Source organism: Streptomyces sp. NPDC031265, assembly GCF_055570295.1.
Window position 1 is genome coordinate 301127 of sequence record NZ_JBVIHM010000002.1, and the last position, 21921, is coordinate 323047.

General features: G+C 72.1%; 20 protein-coding genes and 1 riboswitch. Of the genes, 11 read left to right on the plus strand and 9 right to left on the minus strand.

Features of this window, described 5'->3' with window-relative positions; all coding sequences use genetic code 11:
* Nucleotides 1–7: 7 nt before the first annotated feature.
* Nucleotides 8–1522, plus strand: coding sequence for a phytoene desaturase family protein (locus ACZ499_RS05525; protein ID WP_468672534.1), 1515 nt, complete (start codon nt 8–10; stop codon nt 1520–1522).
* Nucleotides 1523–1564: 42 nt separating this feature from the next.
* Here the strand turns inward: ACZ499_RS05525 and ACZ499_RS05530 are convergent, their stop codons facing one another.
* From ACZ499_RS05530 to ACZ499_RS05550, 5 genes are all read right to left on the minus strand, one after another.
* The gene (locus tag ACZ499_RS05530) at nt 1565–2440 is read right to left on the minus strand and encodes a hypothetical protein (RefSeq protein ID WP_468672536.1); all 876 of its coding nucleotides are present in this window, start codon (nt 2438–2440) and stop codon (nt 1565–1567) included.
* A 69-nt stretch (nt 2441–2509) separates the two neighbouring features.
* Complete coding sequence (gene metF, locus ACZ499_RS05535) at nt 2510–3427, minus strand: methylenetetrahydrofolate reductase [NAD(P)H] (protein ID WP_468405370.1); 918 nt, start codon at nt 3425–3427, stop codon at nt 2510–2512.
* Nucleotides 3428–3523: 96 nt separating this feature from the next.
* A complete protein-coding gene (gene thiE, locus ACZ499_RS05540; RefSeq protein WP_385539760.1) occupies nt 3524–4180 on the minus strand; it encodes a thiamine phosphate synthase in 657 nt (218 codons plus the stop codon).
* 70 nt (nt 4181–4250) lie between these two features.
* Complete coding sequence (locus ACZ499_RS05545; RefSeq protein WP_468672539.1) at nt 4251–4616, minus strand: Rv2175c family DNA-binding protein; 366 nt, start codon at nt 4614–4616, stop codon at nt 4251–4253.
* A gap of 43 nt (nt 4617–4659) precedes the next feature.
* Nucleotides 4660–5877: an NAD(P)/FAD-dependent oxidoreductase gene (locus ACZ499_RS05550; RefSeq protein ID WP_468672854.1), complete on the minus strand. Its 1218-nt coding sequence runs from the start codon at nt 5875–5877 to the stop codon at nt 4660–4662.
* 120 nt (nt 5878–5997) lie between these two features.
* Nucleotides 5998–6111: riboswitch (TPP riboswitch) on the plus strand.
* Between ACZ499_RS05550 and thiO the strand changes: the two genes are divergently transcribed.
* The 6 genes from thiO to ACZ499_RS05580 all read left to right on the plus strand — a co-directional run bounded on the left by thiO (nt 6109) and on the right by ACZ499_RS05580 (nt 11971).
* Nucleotides 6109–7305 (plus strand): glycine oxidase ThiO, encoded by a 1197-nt coding sequence (gene thiO / locus ACZ499_RS05555; RefSeq protein ID WP_468672543.1) that lies wholly within the window; start codon nt 6109–6111, stop codon nt 7303–7305. (Overlaps the previous riboswitch by 3 nt.)
* Nucleotides 7302–7517, plus strand: coding sequence for a sulfur carrier protein ThiS (thiS, locus tag ACZ499_RS05560; protein ID WP_468405378.1), 216 nt, complete (start codon nt 7302–7304; stop codon nt 7515–7517). The genes thiO and thiS overlap by 4 nt, the downstream gene beginning before the upstream one ends.
* Nucleotides 7518–7520: 3 nt before the next feature.
* The gene (locus ACZ499_RS05565) at nt 7521–8315 is read left to right on the plus strand and encodes a thiazole synthase (protein ID WP_468672545.1); all 795 of its coding nucleotides are present in this window, start codon (nt 7521–7523) and stop codon (nt 8313–8315) included.
* 169 nt (nt 8316–8484) lie between these two features.
* Nucleotides 8485–10461, plus strand: coding sequence for a Stk1 family PASTA domain-containing Ser/Thr kinase (gene pknB, locus ACZ499_RS05570; protein WP_468672547.1), 1977 nt, complete (start codon nt 8485–8487; stop codon nt 10459–10461).
* An 8-nt stretch (nt 10462–10469) separates the two neighbouring features.
* Complete coding sequence (locus ACZ499_RS05575) at nt 10470–11321, plus strand: deoxyribonuclease IV (RefSeq protein ID WP_468672549.1); 852 nt, start codon at nt 10470–10472, stop codon at nt 11319–11321.
* Nucleotides 11322–11404: 83 nt separating this feature from the next.
* Nucleotides 11405–11971: a DUF4396 domain-containing protein gene (locus ACZ499_RS05580; protein WP_468672550.1), complete on the plus strand. Its 567-nt coding sequence runs from the start codon at nt 11405–11407 to the stop codon at nt 11969–11971.
* Nucleotides 11972–11993: 22 nt separating this feature from the next.
* Here the strand turns inward: ACZ499_RS05580 and ACZ499_RS05585 are convergent, their stop codons facing one another.
* Entirely contained in the window at nt 11994–12626 is a 633-nt protein-coding gene (locus ACZ499_RS05585; protein WP_385539746.1) for a sulfite oxidase-like oxidoreductase, read from the minus strand.
* A gap of 154 nt (nt 12627–12780) precedes the next feature.
* On the opposite strand from ACZ499_RS05585, the gene bfr reads away from it, so the two are divergent.
* Nucleotides 12781–13260, plus strand: a complete 480-nt coding sequence (gene bfr / locus ACZ499_RS05590; RefSeq protein WP_188274092.1) for a bacterioferritin — start codon at nt 12781–12783, stop codon at nt 13258–13260.
* 126 nt (nt 13261–13386) lie between these two features.
* On the opposite strand, the gene ACZ499_RS05595 is transcribed toward bfr, so the two are convergent.
* Nucleotides 13387–13635: a (2Fe-2S)-binding protein gene (locus ACZ499_RS05595; protein ID WP_468405753.1), complete on the minus strand. Its 249-nt coding sequence runs from the start codon at nt 13633–13635 to the stop codon at nt 13387–13389.
* 146 nt (nt 13636–13781) lie between these two features.
* Nucleotides 13782–15122, minus strand: a complete 1341-nt coding sequence (locus tag ACZ499_RS05600; protein ID WP_468672551.1) for a class II 3-deoxy-7-phosphoheptulonate synthase — start codon at nt 15120–15122, stop codon at nt 13782–13784.
* A 151-nt stretch (nt 15123–15273) separates the two neighbouring features.
* Here ACZ499_RS05600 and ACZ499_RS05605 point away from each other — a divergent pair, with 151 nt between their 5' ends.
* The 3 genes from ACZ499_RS05605 (at nt 15274) to ACZ499_RS05615 (ending at nt 20336) form a co-directional block, all read left to right on the plus strand.
* A complete protein-coding gene (locus tag ACZ499_RS05605; protein WP_468672553.1) occupies nt 15274–18096 on the plus strand; it encodes an N-acetylmuramoyl-L-alanine amidase in 2823 nt (940 codons plus the stop codon).
* 179 nt (nt 18097–18275) lie between these two features.
* Complete coding sequence (locus ACZ499_RS05610) at nt 18276–18332, plus strand: trp operon leader peptide (RefSeq protein WP_101392327.1); 57 nt, start codon at nt 18276–18278, stop codon at nt 18330–18332.
* A gap of 96 nt (nt 18333–18428) precedes the next feature.
* The gene (locus tag ACZ499_RS05615; protein WP_468672555.1) at nt 18429–20336 is read left to right on the plus strand and encodes an anthranilate synthase family protein; all 1908 of its coding nucleotides are present in this window, start codon (nt 18429–18431) and stop codon (nt 20334–20336) included.
* A 513-nt stretch (nt 20337–20849) separates the two neighbouring features.
* On the opposite strand, the gene ACZ499_RS05620 is transcribed toward ACZ499_RS05615, so the two are convergent.
* On the minus strand, nt 20850–21851 hold the full coding sequence (locus ACZ499_RS05620) for a 2-hydroxyacid dehydrogenase (RefSeq protein WP_468672557.1): 1002 nt from the start codon (nt 21849–21851) through the stop codon (nt 20850–20852).
* Between the last annotated feature and the right edge of the window lie 70 nt (nt 21852–21921).

Below are 21921 nucleotides of genomic sequence, written 5' to 3' on the forward strand. Positions count from 1 at the left end.
CGCCGGCATGGCACGGATTGCGGTGATCGGCGCCGGGATGGGCGCCATGGCGGCTGCCGCCCGGCTGGCCGTGGCAGGCCACCGGGTGACGGTGTACGAGAGCGCGTCGACGTACGGCGGGGCGCTGGGGCGGTTCGAGCGGGACGGGTTCGCGTTCGACACCGGCCCCGCTCTGCTGCGCCTGCCCGCGGTCTACCGGGACCTGTTCCTCAAGACCGGCAAGGAGCCCCTGGAGGACCGGGTCGAGCTCACGCCGACCGACCCCGCCGCCCGCCACCTCTTCGCCGACGGCACGGACGTCTCGCTGCCCAACGCCTCGCGCGCGGGCGTCGTCTCGGCGCTCGACGGGGCGCTCGGCGCGGGCGCGGGCGAGAAGTGGGGCGACTTCCTCGGCCGCGCGCGGGACGCCTGGGACCGCTCGCGGCGTCCGCTCCTGGAGGAGCCGCTCTGGCCCGACTGGCAGGTGCTTGCCCGCGACCCGTATCCGGCGCCCAGGCAGCGCCGTCTGCTGCGCTCCGCCCGGCAGGCGTCCACGCTTGCGGAGGTCGGCGCCTGGGAGCTGGGCGACCCCCGGCTCGCCGCGCTCCTGACGAGCTACGCACTGGCGGAGGGCCTCGACCCGCGCATGGCCCCCGCGAGCGCCAGCCTGCTGCCGTACCTGGAACAGAGCTTCGGGAGTTGGTACGTGCGCGGGGGCATGCGGGAGCTGGCGCGCGCGGTGTACGAGCGGTGTCTGGCGCGCCGGGTGGCCTTCGTCTTCGACGCCGAGGTCACCGGGATCGTGGAGAAGGACGGCCGCGCGGCGGGCGTGGAGCTCGCCGGAGGCGAGGTGGCGGAGGCCGACCATGTGGTCCTCGCCGCCCAGCCCCGCCCCGGGTCGGGCCCGCTGCGCGGGCGCGAGCCGTGGCAGGACGGCGATGTGCGGCCGGGCGCGGTCCAGGCCCCCGGGCGGTTCACGGTGCTGCTCGCCCTGCGCGGCGAGCGCCCGGCCGACGCGGTGCACCGCACGGTGGTCCACTCCCCCGACCCGGCGGCGGAGGCGGAGGCGGTCTTCACCACCCGCCACCCGGCGATACGGCCGACGGTCACGGTGCTGCGCCCCGACGACCCGGCGACCCGGCCGGACGACGCTCACGAGGCCGTCACGCTGACCGCGACGGCGCCCCCGCACGGCCCGTTCGACTGGACCGACGAGCAGACGCGCGGGCGGTACGCGGACACGCTGGTGGAGGTGGCCGAGGCGGCGGTGCCGGGGCTGCGGGAGCGGATCCTGTGGCGTGTGGTGCGCACGCCCGCGGAGACGGAGGCCGAGACCGGCGCGGAGGGCGGCTCGGTCCCGGCACCCTCGCTGGCCGGGGCCGGTGCCCGTCGGCTGCACCCGGGCAACCGGACGCGCCTGCCGGGCCTGTATCTGGCGGGCGGCTGGGCCCACCCCGGCGGCGGGCTCGCGCACGCCGGGATGTCCGGGGCCCTGGTCAGCGGTCTGATCGTGGAGGGCGACGACTTCCGCGGCTCGCAGTGAGCCGGTGGTCGGCGGCCGCCGGCCGGGCGGGCCGACGACCACTCAATAGCGGTACGGCTGCTGCTCGTTGAGGTAGCCGGTTCCGTTGCCGCCGCCCGTCCCGTTGCCGTACTCGCCGCTCTGCGGGTACGGCGCGGGCTGCTCCTCGCCGTACGGCTGGGACTCGCTGTCGCGCTGCTGCGGCACCCAGACCCCGCCGGGCGGGGTGTCCATGCCGTACTGCTGGGCGTAGGGGTCGGCGTAGGCCTGCTGGGGGGCGGCATAACTGTCGTGGGTGCCGTAGCCCTGGGTGGTGCCGCTGCCGATGTACGGGTCGGAGTACGCGGCGTACTGCTGCTGCCCGGCGTCCGTGCCGTAGCCGTACTGGCCCGCGTACGGGTCGGAGTACTGCTGCTGTCCGGCGTCGTATCCGCCGTACTGCTGCTGGGCTCCGGCGTAGGCGGTCTCGCTGTAGACGCCGTACTGGCCGGTGTCGTCGGGCAGCGGCTGCGGCTCGTAGACGGACTCCCGCCCGGCACTCGCGGCGTCGGCGGCTTCGTCCGCCGGGGCGCCCTGCGGGGCGTCGGCCTCGCCGTCGGCCTCGTACTGGAAGCCGGAGACCTGGAGCACCGGGTCCTGGAGCGGAGCCGCGCCGCCCGAGCGGCGACGGCGGCTGGCGCCCGGCCTGCCGCCGACCGCCCAGCCCGTCGAGAAGCCCCGGCGGAAGGAGAGCGTGACGTAGGTCTGGCCGACCGCGAAGGCCAGCGCGCCCAGGATGATCACGAACACCGACGGCAGGAGGACGCCCAGGACCACGCCCATGAAGCCCGTGAAGGCCAGCAGCCGCCAGCGCAGCCGCGCCTTGTACTGCAGGAGCACCTCGCCGAGCAGCCAGAGCGCGACGACGCCGAACGCGATGTAGAGGACCGCCCAGCCCATGTACGCCCCTCTCCCAACGGCCGCCGTCCCCTTGGCGGGACGGCCGGCCGGTACGCCAGATGCGACTGATCAGGGCTGCTGGTGCAGCCCCAGATTCTCGTAGATCTCGAGTGTCGCCGTGGAGTTGTTGAGGGTAATGAAGTGCAACCCCGGTACGCCATCGGCGAGCAGCCGCGCGCAGAACTCCGTGGCGAACTCGATGCCAATGGAGCGTACAGCGGCCGGATCGTCCTTGACGGCGAGGATCCGCTCTTTCAGCTCGGGCGGGAACTCGGCGTTGCTGAGCTGGGGCAGCCGTTCCAGCTGCTTCACGCTGGTCACCGGCATGACCTCGGGGATGATCGGGGTCTCGCAACCGGCCTCGGCGACCTTGTCGCGCAGCCGCAGATAGCTCTCCGGCCGGAAGAACATCTGGGTGATCGCGTAATCCGCGCCGGCCCGGCACTTGTCGACGAAGTGCCGTACGTCGGCGTCCCATTCGGTGGAGCGCGGGTGCATCTCCGGGAAGGCGGCGACGCCGACGCAGAAGTCGCCGGACTCCTTGATGAGCCGGACCAGGTCGGCCGCGTAGGTGACGCCCTCGGGGTGCCTGACCCAGTCGCCCATCGGGTCGCCCGGCGGGTCGCCGCGCACCGCGAGGATGTTGCGGATGTCGGCGTCCGCGTACTGCCCCACCATGTTGCGCAGCTCCGCCACCGAGTGGCCGACCGCCGTGAGGTGGGCCACCGGGGTCAGGGTGGAGTCGGCCGCGATCTGCTCGGTGGCCTTGACCGTGCCCGAGCGGGTGGAGCCGCCCGCGCCGTAGGTGACGGAGACGAAGCTCGGAGCCACCGCCTCCACCCGGCGCAGCGCGTTCCAGAGGTTCCGCTCGCCCTTCTCGGTCTTGGGCGCCCAGAACTCGAACGAGTAGGTCGTCTCACCGGACGCCAGCATCTCGCGCACGGTACGCGCGCGATGTGTCCTGGTGGAAGCAGTGCCAAGGGCCATACTCGCAGGTTAGCCAGGCCGTGGCGGTCCCCCAACAAGGGAGGGGTAAATTGTCCACATTGCCGGACTCTTGTCCATCCCTCGGACAGAAAGCCTCTAGCGGGCCACCGTGCGTTCACGCACCCGCTTCGCCAGGTTCGCCGTCGCCTCCGCGGGGTCGTCCGCCTCGGTGATCGCACGGACCACCACGATCCGCTCGGCGCCCGCGTCCAGGACCTCGTCGAGGTTGGCCGCGTCGATGCCGCCGATGGCGAACCAGGGGCGCTCGGTGGCGAGCGAGGCCGTGTATCGCACCAGGTCGAGGCCCGGGGCGTGGCGGCCCGGTTTGGTCGGGGTGGGCCAGCAGGGGCCCGTGCAGAAGTAGTCCACGCCCGGCTCGAAGGCGGCGGCGAAGGCCTCCGCGTCGGCGTGCGTGGAGCGGCCGGTCAGGACCTCGTCGCCGAGGATCGCGCGGGCCGCCGGGACCGGCAGGTCGCCCTGGCCCAGGTGCAGCACGTCGGCGCCCGCGGCGTGGGCCACGTCGGCCCGGTCGTTGACCGCGAGCAGCTTGCCGTGCCGACGGCAGGCGTCGGCGAAGACGGCCAGGTGCTCCAGCTCCTCGGCGGCCTCCATGCCCTTGTCCCGCAGCTGGACGATGTCCACGCCCGAGGACAGCACGGCGTCCAGGAACGCGGGCAGGTCGCCCTGGCGCCTGCGCGCGTCCGTGCAGAGGTAGAGCCGGGCGTCGGCGAGCTGCTCACGGGCCGTGGGCATGAAGTCCCCCGTTGTGTGCGGTGCGGGCGCGGACCGGTCCCCCGGTCCACGCCCCACCTGTGCGATCAGGTCAGACGGCGAGCGCCTGGGCGCGACGCTTCACCTCCGTGCCGCGATTCTCGCTCAGGGCCTGCGCGGGGGTGCCGGGCAGGCTCGGGTCGGGGGTGAAGAGCCACTCGATCATCTCTTCGTCGGAGTAGCCGTCGTCCCGCAGGAGCGTGAGGGTGCCGGCGAGGCCCTTCACGACCTTGTCGCCGTCGATGAAGGCGGCGGGCACCTGCAGCGTCCGGTTCTCACCGCGGCGTACGGCGATGAGCTGGCCCTCCTTGACCAGCTGCCGCACACGCGTCACCTCGACATCGAGCATCTCCGCGATGTCGGGAAGGTGGAGCCAGGCGGGAACGAGTGCATCGGTTCTTGCGTCAATCTCGGTCACGGGACAAGCGTGCCATCCCGGACTGACACTGGGTAGCCGGAGGTCAGCCGACTGCGGCCTTGAGAGGGACGGACGGGTCGGCCGCGCGGACCGGATCCAGCGTCGCACCTGCCTCGATGAGCTTGCGGCCCTGCGCCAGATCGCGCGGTCGGCCGACGGCCAGGAGGGCGACGAGCCTCCCCTCGCGCAGCCAGCAGACCGACCACGCGGCGCCTTCCGGGCCGCCCCGCCACAGCAGCCGGTCGGCGCCGCCGTGGTGGCCGACGTACTGCACGAACCTGCCGAACTGCTCGGACCAGAAGTACGGCACCGGGTCGTACGGCCGGACCGTCTCGCCGACGATGTCCGCCGCCACCGTGCGCGGCCCCTGCAGCGCGTTGTCCCAGTGGTGGATGAGCAGCCGCTCTCCGTACCTTCCCGAAGGGAAGGAGGCGCAGTCCCCGACCGCGTAGACGTCGGGCAGCGAGGTGCGCAACCGGTCGTCGGCCGTGACCGCGCCCTCCGCGCCCCGCTCGATGCCGGTGCCCGCCAGCCAGTCGGTGGTGGGCCGGGCGCCGATGCCGACGACCACCGCGTCGGCCGGGAGCCGGCGGCCGTCCGCCAGGACGACGGCTCCCGGCTCGACGGCCGCCACGCGCGCGTGGGTGAGCAGTTCGGCGCCGCTCTCCGCGTACCAGCCGGCCATCGGCTCGGTGACCTCGGCGGGCAGCGCGCCCGCCAGCGGACGGTCGGCGGCCTCCACGACGGTGACCGCGCAGCCCGCCTCGCGCGCGGCCGTGGCGAACTCGGCCCCGATCCAGCCCGCCCCGACGACCACGACGCGCCGCTGGGCGCTCAGGACCGCGCGCAGCCGCCCGGCGTCGTCGAGGGTGCGCAGCAGATGGACGTCGGGCAGGCCCTCCCGTCGCCCGCCATCGCCCTTGCCTGACTGCGCTTCGTGCAGGCCCCTCCGATCCATGCCGGGCAGCGTGATCGGCTCCGCGCCGGAGGCGATCACCAGCGCGTCGTACGGGACGGGCCCGGACGCGGTGTCGATCTCGTGATCACGCGCGCGTACGTCCGTGACCGTCTCGCCCAGGCGCAGGTCCACCCCGAGGCCCTCGAAGTCCACCTCGAAGGCTGAACCCTCGGCCTTGCCGAGCAGCACCGCCTTGGAGAGCGGGGGGCGGTCGTACGGCTGGTGGGGCTCGGCGCCGATGAGGGTGATCCGGCCGGGAAAGCCCTGTTCGCGCAGGGCCACGGCGGTCTGGACCCCGGCCATGCCCGCGCCGACGACCACCACGTGGCGCTGTTCCGAATGCGTCTGCTTTTCGCTCACCCGATCACCATAAGCATCTGACAGTTCGTCAGGAAACCGGTCAGGCGTTAGCCTGACGCACGTACAAGCACTCGCGGGAGCCCGGACGCACCGGGCTGAGAGGGAGGCTGCAGCGGCCTCCGACCGTACGAACCTGATCCGGGTCATGCCGGCGAAGGGAGGGGCTGGACGCCCATGCATTCATCCCGAAACGGGGCAATTCCCCACGGGTCGGACGTACTGGTGGTGGGGGGCGGCATCATCGGCCTCGTCACCGCCTGGCGGGCCGCGCAGCGCGGTATGCGCACCGCGCTCGCCGACCCCGCGCCCGGCGGCGGCGCCGCCCAGGTCGCGGCGGGCATGCTCGCCGCCGTCACCGAGCTCCACTACGGCGAGGAGACCCTGCTCGGCCTCAACCTGGCCTCCGCCCGGCGCTACCCGGACTTCGTGGCCGAACTGGAGCAGGCGAGCGGCCTCGGCACCGGCTACCGCGCCTGCGGCACCCTCGCGGTGGCCCTGGACGCCGACGACCGCGCCCATCTGCGCGATCTGCACGCGCTCCAGCAGCGCTCGGGGCTCGACTCCCAGTGGCTCACCGGGCGCGAGTGCCGCCGCCTCGAACCGATGCTGGCGCCCGGGGTGCGCGGCGGACTGCGGGTCGACGGCGACCACCAGATCGACCCGCGCCGCCTCACCAGGGCCCTGCTCACGGCGTGCGAGCGGGCCGGGGTGGTGTTCCACCACGGCTGGGCCGAGAGGCTCTCGGTGGTACGCGAGCGGGCCGCGGGGGCCGTCCTGGCCGACGGCACCGAGCTCGCCGCCGACCAGGTCGTCCTCGCGGGCGGCAGCCTCAGCGGCCGGCTCGCCGGGGTCCCGGAGGAGCTGCGGCCGCCGGTGCGCCCGGTCAAGGGCCAGGTGCTGCGGCTGACCGTGCCGCCCGCGTACGCGCCGTTCCTGTCCCGCACGGTCCGCGCGATGGTCCGCGGCAGCCACGTCTACCTGGTGCCGCGCGCCGACGGCGAGCTCGTCGTCGGCGCCACCAGCGAGGAGCTGGGCTGGGACACCACGGTCACCGCGGGCGGCGTCTACGAGCTGCTGCGCGACGCGCACGAGCTGGTGCCCGGCATCACCGAACTGCCGCTGACCGAGACCCGCGCCGGGCTGCGCCCCGGCTCCCCCGACAACGCGCCGCTGCTCGGCCCGACCGCCCTGCCCGGTCTGCACCTGGCCACCGGCCACTACCGCAACGGTGTACTGCTCACCCCCGTCACCGGCGACGCGCTGGCGCACGCGCTGACCACCGGCGAACTGCCCGACGAGGCGCGCCCCTTCACCCCCCGCCGCTTCACCACCGCCCCGGTGGAGTCCGTACCGCAGGAGCTGACCGCATGACCGTCTCCCTGACGACCGTCTCCGTCAACGGCGAGGCACGCGACCTCGCCGCCGGCACCACCCTCGACGCCCTCGTCGCCGCCCTGACGCCCGCGCCCGCCGGGGTCGCCGCCGCCGTCAACGAGACGGTGGTGCCGCGCGGCCACTGGGCCGCGACCACGCTCGGCGACGGCGACCGCGTCGAGGTCCTGACCGCCGTCCAGGGAGGCTGAGCCATGGCCGACGACCTGTTCACCCTCGGCGGTACGACCTTCACCTCGCGGCTGATCATGGGCACTGGCGGGGCGCCGAGCCTCGACGTCCTGGAGCGCTCGCTCGCCGCCTCCGGCACCGAGCTGACGACCGTCGCGATGCGCCGCCTCGACCCGACGGTGCAGGGCTCGGTCCTGTCCGTCCTGGAGAAGCTGAACATCAGCGTGCTGCCGAACACGGCGGGCTGCTTCACCGCCGGGGAGGCCGTACTGACCGCCCGCCTCGCGCGCGAGGCGCTCGGCACGGACTGGGTCAAGCTGGAGGTGGTCGCCGACGAGCGCACCCTGCTGCCCGATCCGGTCGAGCTCCTGGACGCGGCGGAAGTGCTGGTCGACGACGGTTTCACGGTGCTGCCGTACACCAACGACGACCCGGTGCTCGCCCGGAAACTGGAGGACGTGGGGTGCGCGGCGATCATGCCGCTCGGCTCCCCCATCGGCTCCGGGCTCGGCATCCGCAACCCGCACAACTTCGAGCTGATCGTGGACCGTGCCACCGTCCCGGTCATCCTCGACGCGGGCGCGGGCACGGCCTCCGACGCGGCGCTCGCGATGGAGCTGGGGTGCTCGGCGGTGATGCTCGCCTCGGCCGTCACGCGCGCGCAGGAGCCGGCCTTGATGGCGGAGGCGATGCGGTACGCGGTGGAGGCGGGCCGCCTGGCGTACCGGGCGGGCCGCATCCCCCGCCGCCACTTCGCACAGGCGTCGTCGCCGACGGGAGGAATGCCCCACCTCGACCCGGAACGCCCAGCATTCTGAGCAGGCCGGACCGGCACCTCCCAGGGGCGCGGGGAACTGCGCGACCAGCCCCGCACGGTCCGCAGCCGACGTACCCGACATCACCTGCGCGTTACAGCTCCGCTTCAGTCCCGCCCCGGGATCACCCGGGGCGGGAAGGGTGTCCGTGACCGCTCGTAGACTCTGCTGCGTGGATACGACCCTTCAGGACCCCCTCGTCGGGCAGGTGCTCGACGGCCGCTACCGCGTCGAGGCGCGCATCGCCGTCGGCGGTATGGCCACGGTCTACCGGGCCGTCGACACCCGGCTCGACCGGGTGCTCGCCCTCAAGGTGATGCATCCGGCGCTCGCCGCCGACGCCTCGTTCGTGGAGCGGTTCATCCGCGAGGCCAAGTCCGTCGCCCGGCTCGCCCACCCCAATGTGGTCGGCATGTTCGACCAGGGCACCGACGGCGGATACGTCTACCTGGCGATGGAGTACGTGGCGGGCTGCACCCTGCGCGACGTGCTGCGCGAGCGCGGCGCCCTGCAGCCCCGGGCCGCCCTGGACATCCTGGAGCCGGTACTCGCCGCCCTCGGCGCCGCGCACCGCGCCGGTTTCGTCCACCGGGACATGAAGCCGGAGAACGTGCTGATAGGGGACGACGGCCGGGTCAAGGTCGCCGACTTCGGCCTGGTCCGGGCGGTGGACGCGGTCACCAGCACCACAGGCAGCGTCCTCGGCACCGTCTCCTACCTCGCCCCCGAGCAGATCGAGCAGGGCACCGCCGACACCCGCGCGGACGTGTACGCGTGCGGTGTCGTGCTCTACGAGATGCTGACCGGCGCCAAGCCGCACTCCGGGGAGAACGCGGCCCAGATCCTCTACGCCCACCTCCACGAGGGCGTGCCGGCGCCGTCCGCCGCCGTGCCCGGCCTCGCCGTCGAGCTGGACGACCTGGTGGCGTCGGCCACCGCCCGCAACCCGGACGCGCGGCCGTACGACGCGGTGGGCCTGCTCGCGCAGACCCGCGAGGCCCGCGCGGCGCTCGGCGACGAGCAGCTGGACGCGGTGCCCCCGCAGGCCGCGCCCGCGGCGGGGACCTCCGGCTCCGAGGACCGTACGAGCGTCATACCGCGCGCGGTGGCGACCCCGGCCCGGGGCAGCGCGCCCACGGCGGGCGCCGCCCCGCTCCCGGCCGAGCAGGACGCGGTCAACCGCACCAGCCGGCTGACCATGCCGCCGTCCGGGCCCGCCCCGGCACGCGCGCGTGGCGGGCGGCCCCGCTTCGTCCTGAACGGGCGGCGCGGCCTGATCGCGGTCGTCGCCGCCGTCCTGCTGGTCCTGGGGATCGGCGCCGGGGTCTGGTACATCAACTCCGGCCAGTTCACGCACGTCCCCGCCGTCATCGGGCAGAGCGAGAGCGCCGCCAAGAAGCGGCTCACGGACGCGGGCCTCGCGGTGAAGAAGGTCGACCGCCGCTACAGCGACACCGTCAAGCGCGGCACGGTGATCGAGACGGACCCGGAGACGGGCGCGCGCGTGCGCGGCAACGCCTCGGTGACCGTCGTGGTCTCCCGCGGCCCGGAGATGGTCAAGGTCCCGGACGTCAGCGGCAAGCCGCTGGACGACGCCAAGAAGGCGCTGGCCGACGCCGGGCTGACGCCGGGCGCGGTCACCGAGGAGTTCAACGAGGACACCGACCAGGGCTCGGTCGTCAGCACCGACCCGGCCGCGGGCGCCCCGCGCCGCGCGGACACCGCGGTCGCCCTCGTCGTCAGCAAGGGCGCCCCGGTCGAGACCCCCGGGGTCGTCGGGGACTCGGTGGAGGACGCCACCTCGGCACTGAAGGACGCGGGCCTTGAGGTGCGGATCGCGCCCGAGCAGGTCAACTCGCCGCAGGAGGCGGGCAGCATCGCCGCCCAGTCCGCGGCCGAGGGCTCCCGCCTCGCCAAGGGCGACACGGTCACGCTCACCGTCTCCAAGGGCCCGCGGATGATCACCGTGCCCAAGGTGACCGGCGAGAAGGCCGACGACGCCAAGAAGGAGCTGGAGAAGGCGGGCTTCAAGGTCGACGTCGACCGCGGCTTCCCGTTCCTCAGCGACGAGATCGCCAGCCAGTCCGTCAAGGCCGGCGACCAGGCGCCGGAAGGCTCCACCATCACCATCAAGACCAAGGGACTCTGATCCACCCCATGCGCAACCCCATCGGCGGCCACATCCCCGTGGCCGGCGGCCTCGCCACGACCGGCCTCTCCTACGCGCGCGAGCTCGGCGCCGAGACCGTCCAGGTCTTCGTCGCCAACCCGCGCGGCTGGGCGACCCCCACCGGCAACCCGGCCCAGGACGAGAAGTTCCGCGCCGAGTGCGCGGCCGAGGGCATCTCCGCGTACGTCCACGCCCCGTATCTGATCAACTTCGGCTCGCACACCGAGGCGACCGCCGAGAAGTCGGTGGAGTCGCTGCGGCACTCGCTGCGCCGGGGCCGGGATATCGGCGCGCTCGGCGTGGTCGTGCACACCGGCTCCGCGACCGGCGGCAGGCCGCGCGCGGAAGCACTGGCGCAGGTACGGGAGCGGCTGCTGCCACTGCTGGACGAGCTGACGCACGACGACGACCCGTTCCTGCTCCTGGAGTCGACGGCCGGGCAGGGGTTCTCGCTGTGCTCGCGGACCTGGGACTTCGGCCCGTACTTCGAGGCGCTGGACGCCCACCCCAAGCTCGGCGTCTGTCTGGACACCTGCCACATACACGCGGCCGGGCACGACCTGGCCGGGCCCGGCGGGGCGGCGCAGACCCTTGACCTGCTGGTGGAGACCGTCGGCGCAGGGCGGCTGAAGCTGATCCACGCCAACGACTCCAAGGAGGGAGTGGGCTCGCACCTGGACCGGCACATGAACATCGGCGCCGGCCACATAGGCGCGGAGCCGTTCCGCGAGCTGCTCGCGCACCCGGCGACCGACGGCGTACCGCTGATCATCGAGACGCCCGGCGGGAAGGAGGGGCAGGCGGCGGACATCGCGCTGCTGAAGTCCCTGCGGCCCTGATCCTCCCCTTGAGGGAATACCCCCTGGGGGTATACCGTTCTTGTCATCGACAGGAACGGTCATCCGGCGTTGGGGGCACAGCCATGCGGCACGAGGCGCACACGCACACCGAGCACGAGCACCACGAGCACGAGGGACACGAGGGACACGAGGGACACCAGCAGCACCAGGGACACGGCGACGCGCACGCCCACCACGGTCACGGCGGCGGCAAGGTCAGCTGGTCCATGGCCGCCCGGGCCACCCTGCACTGCCTCACCGGGTGCGCCATCGGCGAGATCCTCGGGATGGTCGTGGGCACCGCGTTCGGCTGGGGCAACATGCCGACGATGGTGCTGGCCATCGTCCTGGCCTTCTTCTTCGGCTACTCGCTCACCCTGCGCGGCATCCTGCGGGCCGGGGTCGACCTCCGTACCGCCTTCAAGGTCGCGCTCGCCGCGGACACCCTCTCCATCGCCGTCATGGAGGTGATCGACAACGGGGTGATCGCGCTCTGGCCGGCCGCCATGGACGCGACGCTCGCGCAGGCGCTGTTCTGGGGCTCGCTCGCGGTCTCGCTCACGCTCGCCTTCGTGATCACCACACCGGTCAACAAGTGGATGATCGGCCGCGGCAAGGGCCACGCGGTGGTGCACCAGTACCACCACTGACGCCTCGGAAAGGCGCCAGGACTCAGAGCTCGGGGCCTTCCCCGGGCTCTTCCTGGTACGAGTAGCGCTGCTCACGCCAGGGGTCACCGATGTTGTGGTAGCCCCGCTCCTCCCAGAAGCCCCGGCGGTCCGCCGTCATGTACTCGATGCCGCGGACCCACTTCGGGCCCTTCCAGGCGTACAGATGCGGGACGACGAGCCGTACCGGGAAGCCGTGTTCGGCGGTGAGGAGATCACCGCCCTTGTGGGTGGCGAAGACCGTACGGTCGGAGAGGAAGTCGTCCAGGCGCAGGTTGGAACTGAAGCCGTATTCGGCCCAGACCATCACATGCGTGACCTCCGGGGCGGGCGGCGCGAGCTCGGCGACCGTACGCGCGAGGACTCCGCCCCATTCGGCCCCCAGCATCGAGAACTTCGTGACACAGTGAAGATCCGCGACGACGGTGGCGAAGGGCAGGGCCGTGAACTCCTCGTGGTTCCAGCAGCGCTTGTCGCCGTCGGCGGTCGCCCCGAACACGCGGAACTCCCACCGCTCGGGCTTGAACCTGGGGACCGGGCCGTAGTGGGTGACCGGCCAGCCGCGCTGGAGCCGCTGCCCCGGGGGAAGCTCCGACTGCACTGCTTCCCGTTGCTCCGGGCGTTCCGGCTGACCCATGACTCCATGGTGACAGACGGCGAGGGGTGGTCATGACCAGCAGCACCCTGAATCGGGCAACTCCTACTAAGCGTGTACTTACTGGACGCTCCCCGCACGCGGTGCGAGGATGCGCGCGAATCTGCCCCTCACCCGTGTGGAAGGAGCCTCTGCGATGCAGGGCGACCCCGAGGTCATCGAGTTCCTGAACGAGCAGCTGACCGCCGAGCTGACCGCGATCAACCAGTACTTCCTGCACGCGAAGATGCAGGAGAACTTCGGCTGGACGAAGCTCGCCAAGTACACGCGTCACGAGTCGTTCGACGAGATGAAGCACGCGGAGGTGCTGACCGACCGGATCCTGTTCCTGGACGGGCTGCCGAACTACCAGCGGCTCTTCCACGTCCGGGTGGGACAGACGGTCACCGAGATGTTCCAGGCGGACCGGCAGGTGGAGGTCGAGGCGATCGACCGCCTCAAGCGCGGCATCGAGGTCATGCGGGCCAAGGGCGACATCACCTCGGCGAACATCTTCGAGTCGATCCTTGCCGACGAGGAGCACCACATCGACTACCTCGACACCCAGCTGGAACTGGTCGAGAAGCTCGGCGAGGCGCTGTACATCGCGCAGCTCATCGAGCAGCCGGAGAGCTAGGGCCCTTGTCGGCCCAAGGGGTCTTGTGGAAGCCCGGTGCGGTACCGCGCCCCTTCAGGGGCGCGGGGAACTGCGCGACCAGCCACGAACGGCCCGCAGCCGATGACTCCACGCCCAGCGGAGCGCCTACGCGGCTTCCGCCAGCTCCTGCTCGGTGGCGAGCACCGCGCTGACCTCGCCCTTTTCGAGCAGTTCCCGACGAGGGCAGGCACCGCGCCCGAGCAGGCCCTGGATGGTGCGCACACAGGAGCCGCAGTCCGTGCCCGCCTTGGTGGCGGAGGCGATCTGACGCGGGGTGCAGGCGCCGGCGGCCGCGTGCTGCTCGACCTGCTTGTCGGTGATGCCGAAGCAAGAGCAGACGTACACGCGGTACACCTCCCTGACAGGAACGGTCTGGCCAGCCATCCCCGATTCGGTGAGGCTTACCTAACCGTACCCAATGTCGGGGTGGACGAAAAGCCCCGGATACGCCCGTGGGGCGCGGATCACAGATCCACGCCCCACGTTTCGTAGGAAGCTACTCACTGGTCCCGGTACATCTCGGCGACCAGGAAGGCCAGGTCCAGGGACTGGCTGCGGTTGAGGCGCGGGTCGCAGGCCGTCTCGTAGCGCTGGTGCAGATCGTCGACGAAGATCTCGTCGCCGCCGCCCACGCACTCGGTGACGTCGTCACCGGTGAGCTCGACGTGGATGCCGCCCGGGTGGGTGCCCAGGCCCTTGTGGACCTCGAAGAAGCCCTTGACCTCGTCGAGCACGTCGTCGAAGCGGCGGGTCTTGTGGCCGGAGGCCGCCTCGAAGGTGTTGCCGTGCATCGGGTCGGTGACCCAGGCGACGACCGCGCCGGACGCGGTGACCTTCTCGACCAGCTCGGGCAGCTTGTCGCGGACCTTGTCGGCGCCCATACGGACGATGAAGGTCAGCCGGCCCGGCTCGCGGTCCGGGTCGAGCCGGTCCACGTAGGTGAGCGCTTCGTCGACCGTGGTCGTGGGGCCGAGCTTGATCCCGATCGGGTTGCTGATGCGGGAGGCGAACTCGATGTGCGCGTGGTCGAGCTGCCGGGTGCGCTCGCCGACCCAGACCATGTGGCCGGAGGTGTCGTAGAGCTTGCCGGTGCGCGAGTCGGTCCGGGTCAGCGCCGACTCGTAGTCGAGCAGCAGCGCCTCGTGCGAGGCGTAGAACTCGACGGCCTTGAACTCGGCCGGGTCGGTGCCGCACGCCTTCATGAAGTTCAGCGCGTTGTCGATCTCGCGGGCCAGCTGCTCGTAGCGCTGGCCGGACGGGGACTGCTTGACGAAGTCCTGGTTCCAGGCGTGCACCTGGCGCAGATCGGCGTAGCCGCCGGTGGTGAAGGCGCGGACCAGGTTGAGCGTCGAGGCGGACGCGTTGTACATCCGCTTCAGGCGCTCGGGGTCCGGGATGCGGGCGGCCTCGGTGAAGTCGAACCCGTTGACCGAGTCGCCGCGGTAGGTCGGCAGGGTCACGCCGTCGCGGGTCTCGGTGCCCTTGGAGCGCGGCTTGGAGTACTGCCCGGCGATCCGGCCGACCTTGACGACGGGCACGGAGGCGGCGTACGTCAGCACGGCGCTCATCTGGAGGAGGGTCTTGAGCTTGGCCCTGATGTGATCGGCGGACACTCCGTCGAACGCCTCGGCGCAGTCACCGCCCTGGAGCAGGAACGCCTCGCCCTTGGCGACGGCCCCCATCCGGGCGCGCAGCTGGTCGCACTCGCCCGCGAAGACGAGCGGCGGATACGACTCGAGGTCCGCGATCACATCGCGCAGAGCCTCGGCATCGGGGTACTCGGGCTGCTGCGCCGCGGGAAGGTCACGCCAGGTGTTTACGTTCACGGTCACCCCCACCACCTTACGGGGTCGGCCAAGCCGTCCATACGCCCGCCCACCTGATGAGACACGCGGGCGGCCCGCCCGATGACCGGACCCGATCGGTCGCCTGCTAACCTCTGCGCGTTTCAGAAGTGCTTCAGAAATCAACAGAGCGATGCAGGGGTGGGCGTTGAAGCGGATACACCGCAGAGACCGCAAGAAGAAGCTGATCGCTTACGGGGTGGGCACGGCGGTCGTCGCCGGTGCGGCGATCACCGGCCTGGCGGTGGCCGCACCCGGCCCCGCCACGGCGAACACCAAGCCGGCCGGTCCGGGCACCGCGCTCCAGGCCCGGTTCGCCGACGCCGCGCGCGAGTTCCACGTCCCGCAGAGCGTGCTGATGGCGGTCTCGTACCGGCAGACGCTGTGGGAGAGCCACGACGGGCAGCCGTCCACGACCGGCGCGTACAACGTCATGGGCCTGACCCGGGTGACGGCGGACGACGTCGAGCAGCCGACGGACGCGGAGCGCCTGTCGCACCTCAACATGAGCGGCGACCCCACGGTCATGAAGCACTTCGACGCCAAGCGCGCCCTGAAGCGGGCGCCGAAGGCCGTCGACACGAGCGATCCCCGGCTGCACACGCTGGACGAGGCCGCCAAGCTGATCGACAAGCCGGTGGACGCCGTCCGCGAGGACGAGAACCAGTCCGTCCGCGCGGGTGCCGCGCTGCTCGCGAAGTACCAGAAGGACGCGACGGGCTCGCTGCCCGAGGACGCGGGCACGTGGTACGCGGCCGTCGCCCGCTACAGCCAGGCGCCGGACACCAAGGGCGCGTCGCTGTTCGCGAAGCGGGTGTACGAGTCGATCCGAACCGGTGAGAGCCGCCTCACGGCCGACGGCCAGCAGCTCGCCCTGCCGGCCGACCCGTCGGTGAAGCCGGTCAAACCGGAGACGATGTCCCTGGCGGCGTTCAACGCCGCGGCGCAGACGCCGGAGTGCCCGGCGGGGCTGAACTGCGACTTCCGGGCGGCGGCGTACAAGCAGAACAGCACGACGCCGGACGACTTCGGCAACTACAACGAGTCGAACCGCCCCTCGAACGGCGAGGACATCCGCTACCTCGTCATCCACGACACCGAGGGCGGCTACGACGGGTCGCTGAAGACCTTCCAGGACCCCACGTCCTACGCCAGCGCGCACTACATGGTCCGCGCCTCCGACGGCCTGGTCACCCAGCTCGTGGCGACCAAGGACGAGGCCTGGCACGCGGCCAACAAGACGATGAACATGCACTCGATCGGCATCGAGCACGAGGGCTATGCCATCAAGGACAACGCCACGTGGTACACCGAGCCTCAGTACGAGTCCTCGGCCGCGCTGGTGAAGTACCTGGCGAACCGGTTCTCCATCCCGCTCGACCGTGAGCACATCGTCGGCCACGACGAGGTGCCCGGTGTGCTGGACGGCAATGTGAAGACCCAGCACTGGGACCCGGGCCCGTACTGGGACTGGAACCACTACATGACCCTGGTCGGCGCGCCCAGCGGCGACCAGGGCGCGGGCGGCCCGCTCAAGGCCGGCCAGCTGGTCCGCGTGGTCCCGCCGTTCACCACGGCCAACCAGCCCACCGTCACGTACGGCGGCAACACGTACTCGCGGCCGGCGAACTTCGGCTACCTGTACACCTCGCCGTCCACCAGCGGTACGCCGCTCAGCGACCCGTACCTCGGCACCCAGACCGCGACCGAGGGCCCGAACTGGGGCAACAAGGTCGTCACCGGCGGCGAGTACGTCGTCGCCGAGGCGCAGACCGACTGGACCGCCATCTGGTACGGCGGCCAGAAGGCCTGGTTCTTCAACCCCGGCGGCACCTTCACCGCGCCCGTCGGCAAGACCGGCCAGCCGGTCCTGAAGCCGAAGGCGGGCGCCGCGTCCATCCCTGTGTACGGGCGTGCCTACCCGGAGGACTCGGCGTACACGGGGACCAACGTCCCGGTGCAGGCCAACAACTCGGCGTCGCTGACCAAGTACTCGATCCCGGCCGGTCAGGCCTACACCCAGGCGGGCCCGGCGCAGCTGGGCGACTACTGGTTCGCCGGTACGTTCGCGGGCACCGGCACCGGTGACCGCACCCTGGTCCAGGGCAAGACCGACTCCTTCTACCCGATCCGGTACAACCACCGCCTCGCGTGGGTGAAGGCGACCGACGTCGAGCAGGCCACGAGCGCCGTGCCCGACTCCGGCACCACCCGCTACAACATGCTCGGCCGGGACTCCTCCGGCGTGCTGTGGCAGTACCAGGGCACCGGCAGCGCCTCGGCGCCGTTCTACGGGCGGTACAAGATCGGCGGCGGGTGGCAGGGCTACAACGCCGTCTCCGCGATGACCGCGCTGCGCGCGGACGGCACCGGCGACATGGTGGCCCGCGACGGCACCGGCACGCTCTGGTACTACCAGGGCAGCGGCAACCCGGACGCGCCGTTCAAGGGCCGCCTCAAGGTCGGCGGCGGCTGGCAGACGTACAACTTCATGACCGGCGCCCGCGACCTGAACGGTGACGGCAAGGCCGATCTGATCGGCCGCGACGGCACCGGCGTGCTCTGGTACTACCAGGGCACCGGCACCCCGGCGGCGCCGTTCGCCGCGCGGGTGAAGATAGGCGGCGGCTGGCAGGGCTACAACGCCATGGTCTCCACCGGCGACCTCAACCGCGACGGCAAGGCCGACCTGGTCGCCCGGGACGGCTCCGGCGTGCTGTGGTTCTACAAGGGCACCGGCACACCGGCCGCCCCGTACGCCCCCCGGGTCCAGATCGGCGGCGGCTGGCAGGGCTACAACAGCCTGCTCGGCCCGAGCGACCTGAACGGCGACGGGATCCCGGACCTGGTGGCCCGGGACGGGTCGGGCGTGCTCTGGTACTACAAGGGCACGGGCAGCACCACCGGCGCGCCGTTCGCCGCGCGCGTCCAGGTGGGCGGGGGCTGGCAGATGTTCAACCTGCTGGTCTGAAGCCTGCCGGGCTGAAACCTGCCGGTCTGAAGCCTGCCGGGGTGAAGCCTGCCGGGGTGAAGCCTGCCGGGGTGAAGCCTGCCGGGCTGAGCAGAATCGATACGGCGAGGGCCCGCTCCATCCATCGGATGGAGCGGGCCCTTCGCCTGTCCGGCGCTTCTTCGGCTAGGGTGCGGGGCATGTTCGCGCACTCGAACCAGAACTGGTGGTGGACCGCTCATCCGGCGGCCCACTGATCGCGCGTACTCCAGACCACGCGAAGGCCGCCCGAGGGCGGCCTTTTCTGTTTCCCGCGGCCGTTCCTCTCCCCGTACTCCCGGAAGGAACCCCGCATGTCCCTCAGCACCCACCTCGCCAGACTCCTCCAGGACGACTGCCCGCCGTTCGCCCTGATCCGCCGCCGCACCCCCGGCCGCGACCACGACGTGGTCGAGCTGCTGATCGGCGGTGTACGGGAGGTGGAGCGGCTCGCCGACATCCCGTGCGGGGACCGGCCCTCACTCGCCCTGGTCCCGTTCCGGCAGATCCGGGAGCGCGGCTTCGACGTACGGGACGACGGCACTCCGCTGGCCGTCCTGGAGGCCGACGAGACGTACGAACTCCCCCTGGAGGAGGTCCTGGAGGCGCTGCCCCGGCACGAAGTGCGGGTCGAGGGCGGGGGCTTCGACGTGGGGGACGAGCAGTACGCCGGGATCGTACGGCGGGTGATCGAGGACGAGATCGGGCAGGGCGAGGGCGCCAACTTCGTGATCCGGCGCACCTACACCGGTGAGATCCCGGGCTTCGGCCGGGCGGACGCGCTGGCGCTGTTCCGTCGGCTGCTGGCGGGCGAGCGGGGGGCGTACTGGACGTTCGTCGTCCACACCGGTGAGCGGACGCTGGTGGGGGCGAGCCCCGAGGTGCATGTGCGGATGTCGGGCGGGACGGTGGTGATGAACCCGATCAGCGGGACGTACCGCTACCCGGCGACCGGCCCGACGGCGGACGACCTGCTCTCGTTCCTCTCCGACGAGAAGGAGATCGACGAGCTCTCCATGGTCGTCGACGAGGAGCTGAAGATGATGTGCACGGTGGGCGACCGGGGCGGGGTGGTGGTCGGCCCCCGGCTGAAGGAGATGGCCCATCTGGCGCACACCGAGTACGAGTTGCGCGGCCGGAGCTCGCTGGACGCGCGCGAGGTGCTGCGGGAGACGATGTTCGCGGCGACGGTGACGGGGTCGCCGGTGCAGAACGCGTGCCGGGTGATCGAGCGGTACGAGGTGGGCGGGCGCGGCTACTACGCGGGCGCGCTCGCCCTGCTGGGCCGCGACGCCAACGGCGTCCAGACGCTCGACTCGCCGATCCTGATCCGTACGGCCGACATCGCGCCGGACGGGCGGGTGCGGGTGCCGGTCGGGGCGACGCTGGTACGCCACTCCGACCCGGCGGGCGAGGTGGCGGAGACGCTCGCCAAGGCGGCGGGGGTGCTGGCGGCGCTGGGGGCGCGACCGGGCCGCCCGGCCGCCTCGCGCCCCGCCGTCGTTCTGGGTGACGATCCCCGGGTGCGGGCGGCCCTGGACGCGCGGCGGGCCGACCTGGCGCCGTTCTGGCTGCGGATGCAGGAGCGGGCGGTGGCGCCGGTGGCGCCGTCGGGCGAGGCGCTGGTGGTGGACGCCGAGGACACCTTCACGGCGATGCTGGCGCATCTGCTGCGGTCGTCGGGGCTGGGGGTGTCGGTGGTGCGATATGACGCGGCGGGGCTGCGGGAGCGTTTGCTGGGCCACCACGGCCCGGTGATCCTGGGCCCCGGCCCCGGTGACCCCTCGGACGCGTCCGACGTGAAGATGCGTGTGCTGCGCCCCTTGGCGGCGGAGCTCCTGCGCTCCCACCGGCACGGGCTGCTCGGTGTGTGCCTGGGGCACGAGCTGATCGCGGCGGAACTGGGCCTGCCGATCGTACGCAAGCGGGTGCCGCACCAGGGGGCGCAGCTGCGGATCGACCTCTTCGGGCGGGAGGAGCGGGTCGGGTTCTACAACAGCTTCACGGCGCGGTGCGGGGAGGGGGCCGCGGATGCGCTGGCGGCGCGGGGCGTCGAGGTCAGCCGCGACCCGGCCACGGGGGAGGTGCACGCGGTGCGGGGTACCGGGTTCGCCGGGGTCCAGTTCCATCCGGAGTCGGTGCTGACGCTGCGGGGGCCGGAGGTGGTGGGCAGCCTGCTGGCGGGCCTGGGCGCGATGACCCCCACCCCGCCCGTTCCCTGAACCCTCCGGGGGTGGGTGGGGGGTGAGGCGGTCTCCCGGGGGCTTCGCCCCCGGACCCCGTTGGCGGGGGCTCCCCCCTGCACCCCTGGCGGGGCCTGCGGCCCCTGCACCCCGCTCACGGGGGCTTCGCCCCCCCCGGTACCCCCGCTGGGGCTGCGCCCCGCCCCCGATTCGGGGCTCCGCCCCGGGCCCCGTTCGTCTGCAGGCCGTCTGTGGCTGGTCGCGCAGTTCCCCGCGCCCCTGAAAGGCGGGAGCTCCGCTCCCTGCCCCCCGGCTCCTCAAATGCCGAAGGGCCGGGACGGCTCCTCAGACGCCGGAGGGGCTGGATGTGCGGGGCCCGTTCCTCGTACGCCGAAGGGCATGAAGGCGCGGGGCCCCTTCCTCGCACGCCCGAGGGGCTGAAATATGGCCGGGCCCCGTTATGCCTTGAGGGGCGCGGGGAACGGCGCGACCAGTACCCACCGAACCCGCAGACAAACAGGGGGTCCGGGGCGAAGCCCCCGGGAGCGCAGCTCACCCGGTTGACCTTGGCACCAGCACATTCCCCGTCCGCCGCCCCGCCGCATACGCCGCCACGTTCTCCACCGTCGCCGCGATGATCTGCCCCACCGCATCCTCCGTGTAGTACGCCTGATGCGACGTCACCACCACGTTGGGGAACGTCACCAGCCGCGCCAGGGTGTCGTCCGAAACCACCTCCAGGGACTTGTCCAGGAAGAAGAGGCCGGCCTCCGCCTCATAGACGTCGAGGCCCACCCCCGTCAGCCGCCCCGCCCGCAACTCGCTCACGAGCGCCTCCGTGTCCACCAGCCCCCCACGGCTGGAGTTCACCAGGATCGCGTCGTCCTTCATTCGCTCCAGCGCCTCGCGGTCGATCACGTGGTGCGTGGACGGCAGCAGCGGCACGTGCAGGCTCACCACGTCCGCGTTCGCGAGCAGTTCGCCCTTCTCGACGTACTTCATCCCGAGCTCCACGCACGCGGGGTTCTCCACGACGTCCCAGCCGAGGAGGTTCATGCCGAAGCCATGGGCGATCCGGGTGAACGCCTCGCCGATCTTGCCGGTGCCGAGCACCCCGACCGTACGCCCGCGCAGATCCCGCCCCATCAGCCCGTCGAGGCGGAAGTCGAAGTCCCGGGTGCGGTTGGAGGCGCGGACGATCTTGCGGTTGACCGCCATCGCCAGGGTCCAGGCGAACTCGGCCACCGAGTACGGCGAGTAGTACGACACCCTCGCCACCGTGAGGCCGAGCCGCTCCGCCACGTCCAGGTCGATGTTGTTGAAGCCCGTCGAGCGCTGTGCGATCAGCTGGGTCCCGCCCACCGCCAGCGTCTGGAGCACCGAGCGGTTCAGGTCGGCGTTCACGCTGGTCGAGATCGCCTCGTACCCCGCCGCGATGGGCGCGGTGTCCTCGTTGAGGAACACGTCCAGGCACCGGACGTCGTGCTTGCCCTCGAAGGCCTTCTCGATCAGAGGTCTCTCATCGGCCTGCACGCCGAACGCCAGGATGTCCATAGGGCTCACCTAATGGGGTGGATAGGGGGTGAATACGGGTGAATATACGGCCCCTATGTGCGACCCGCCC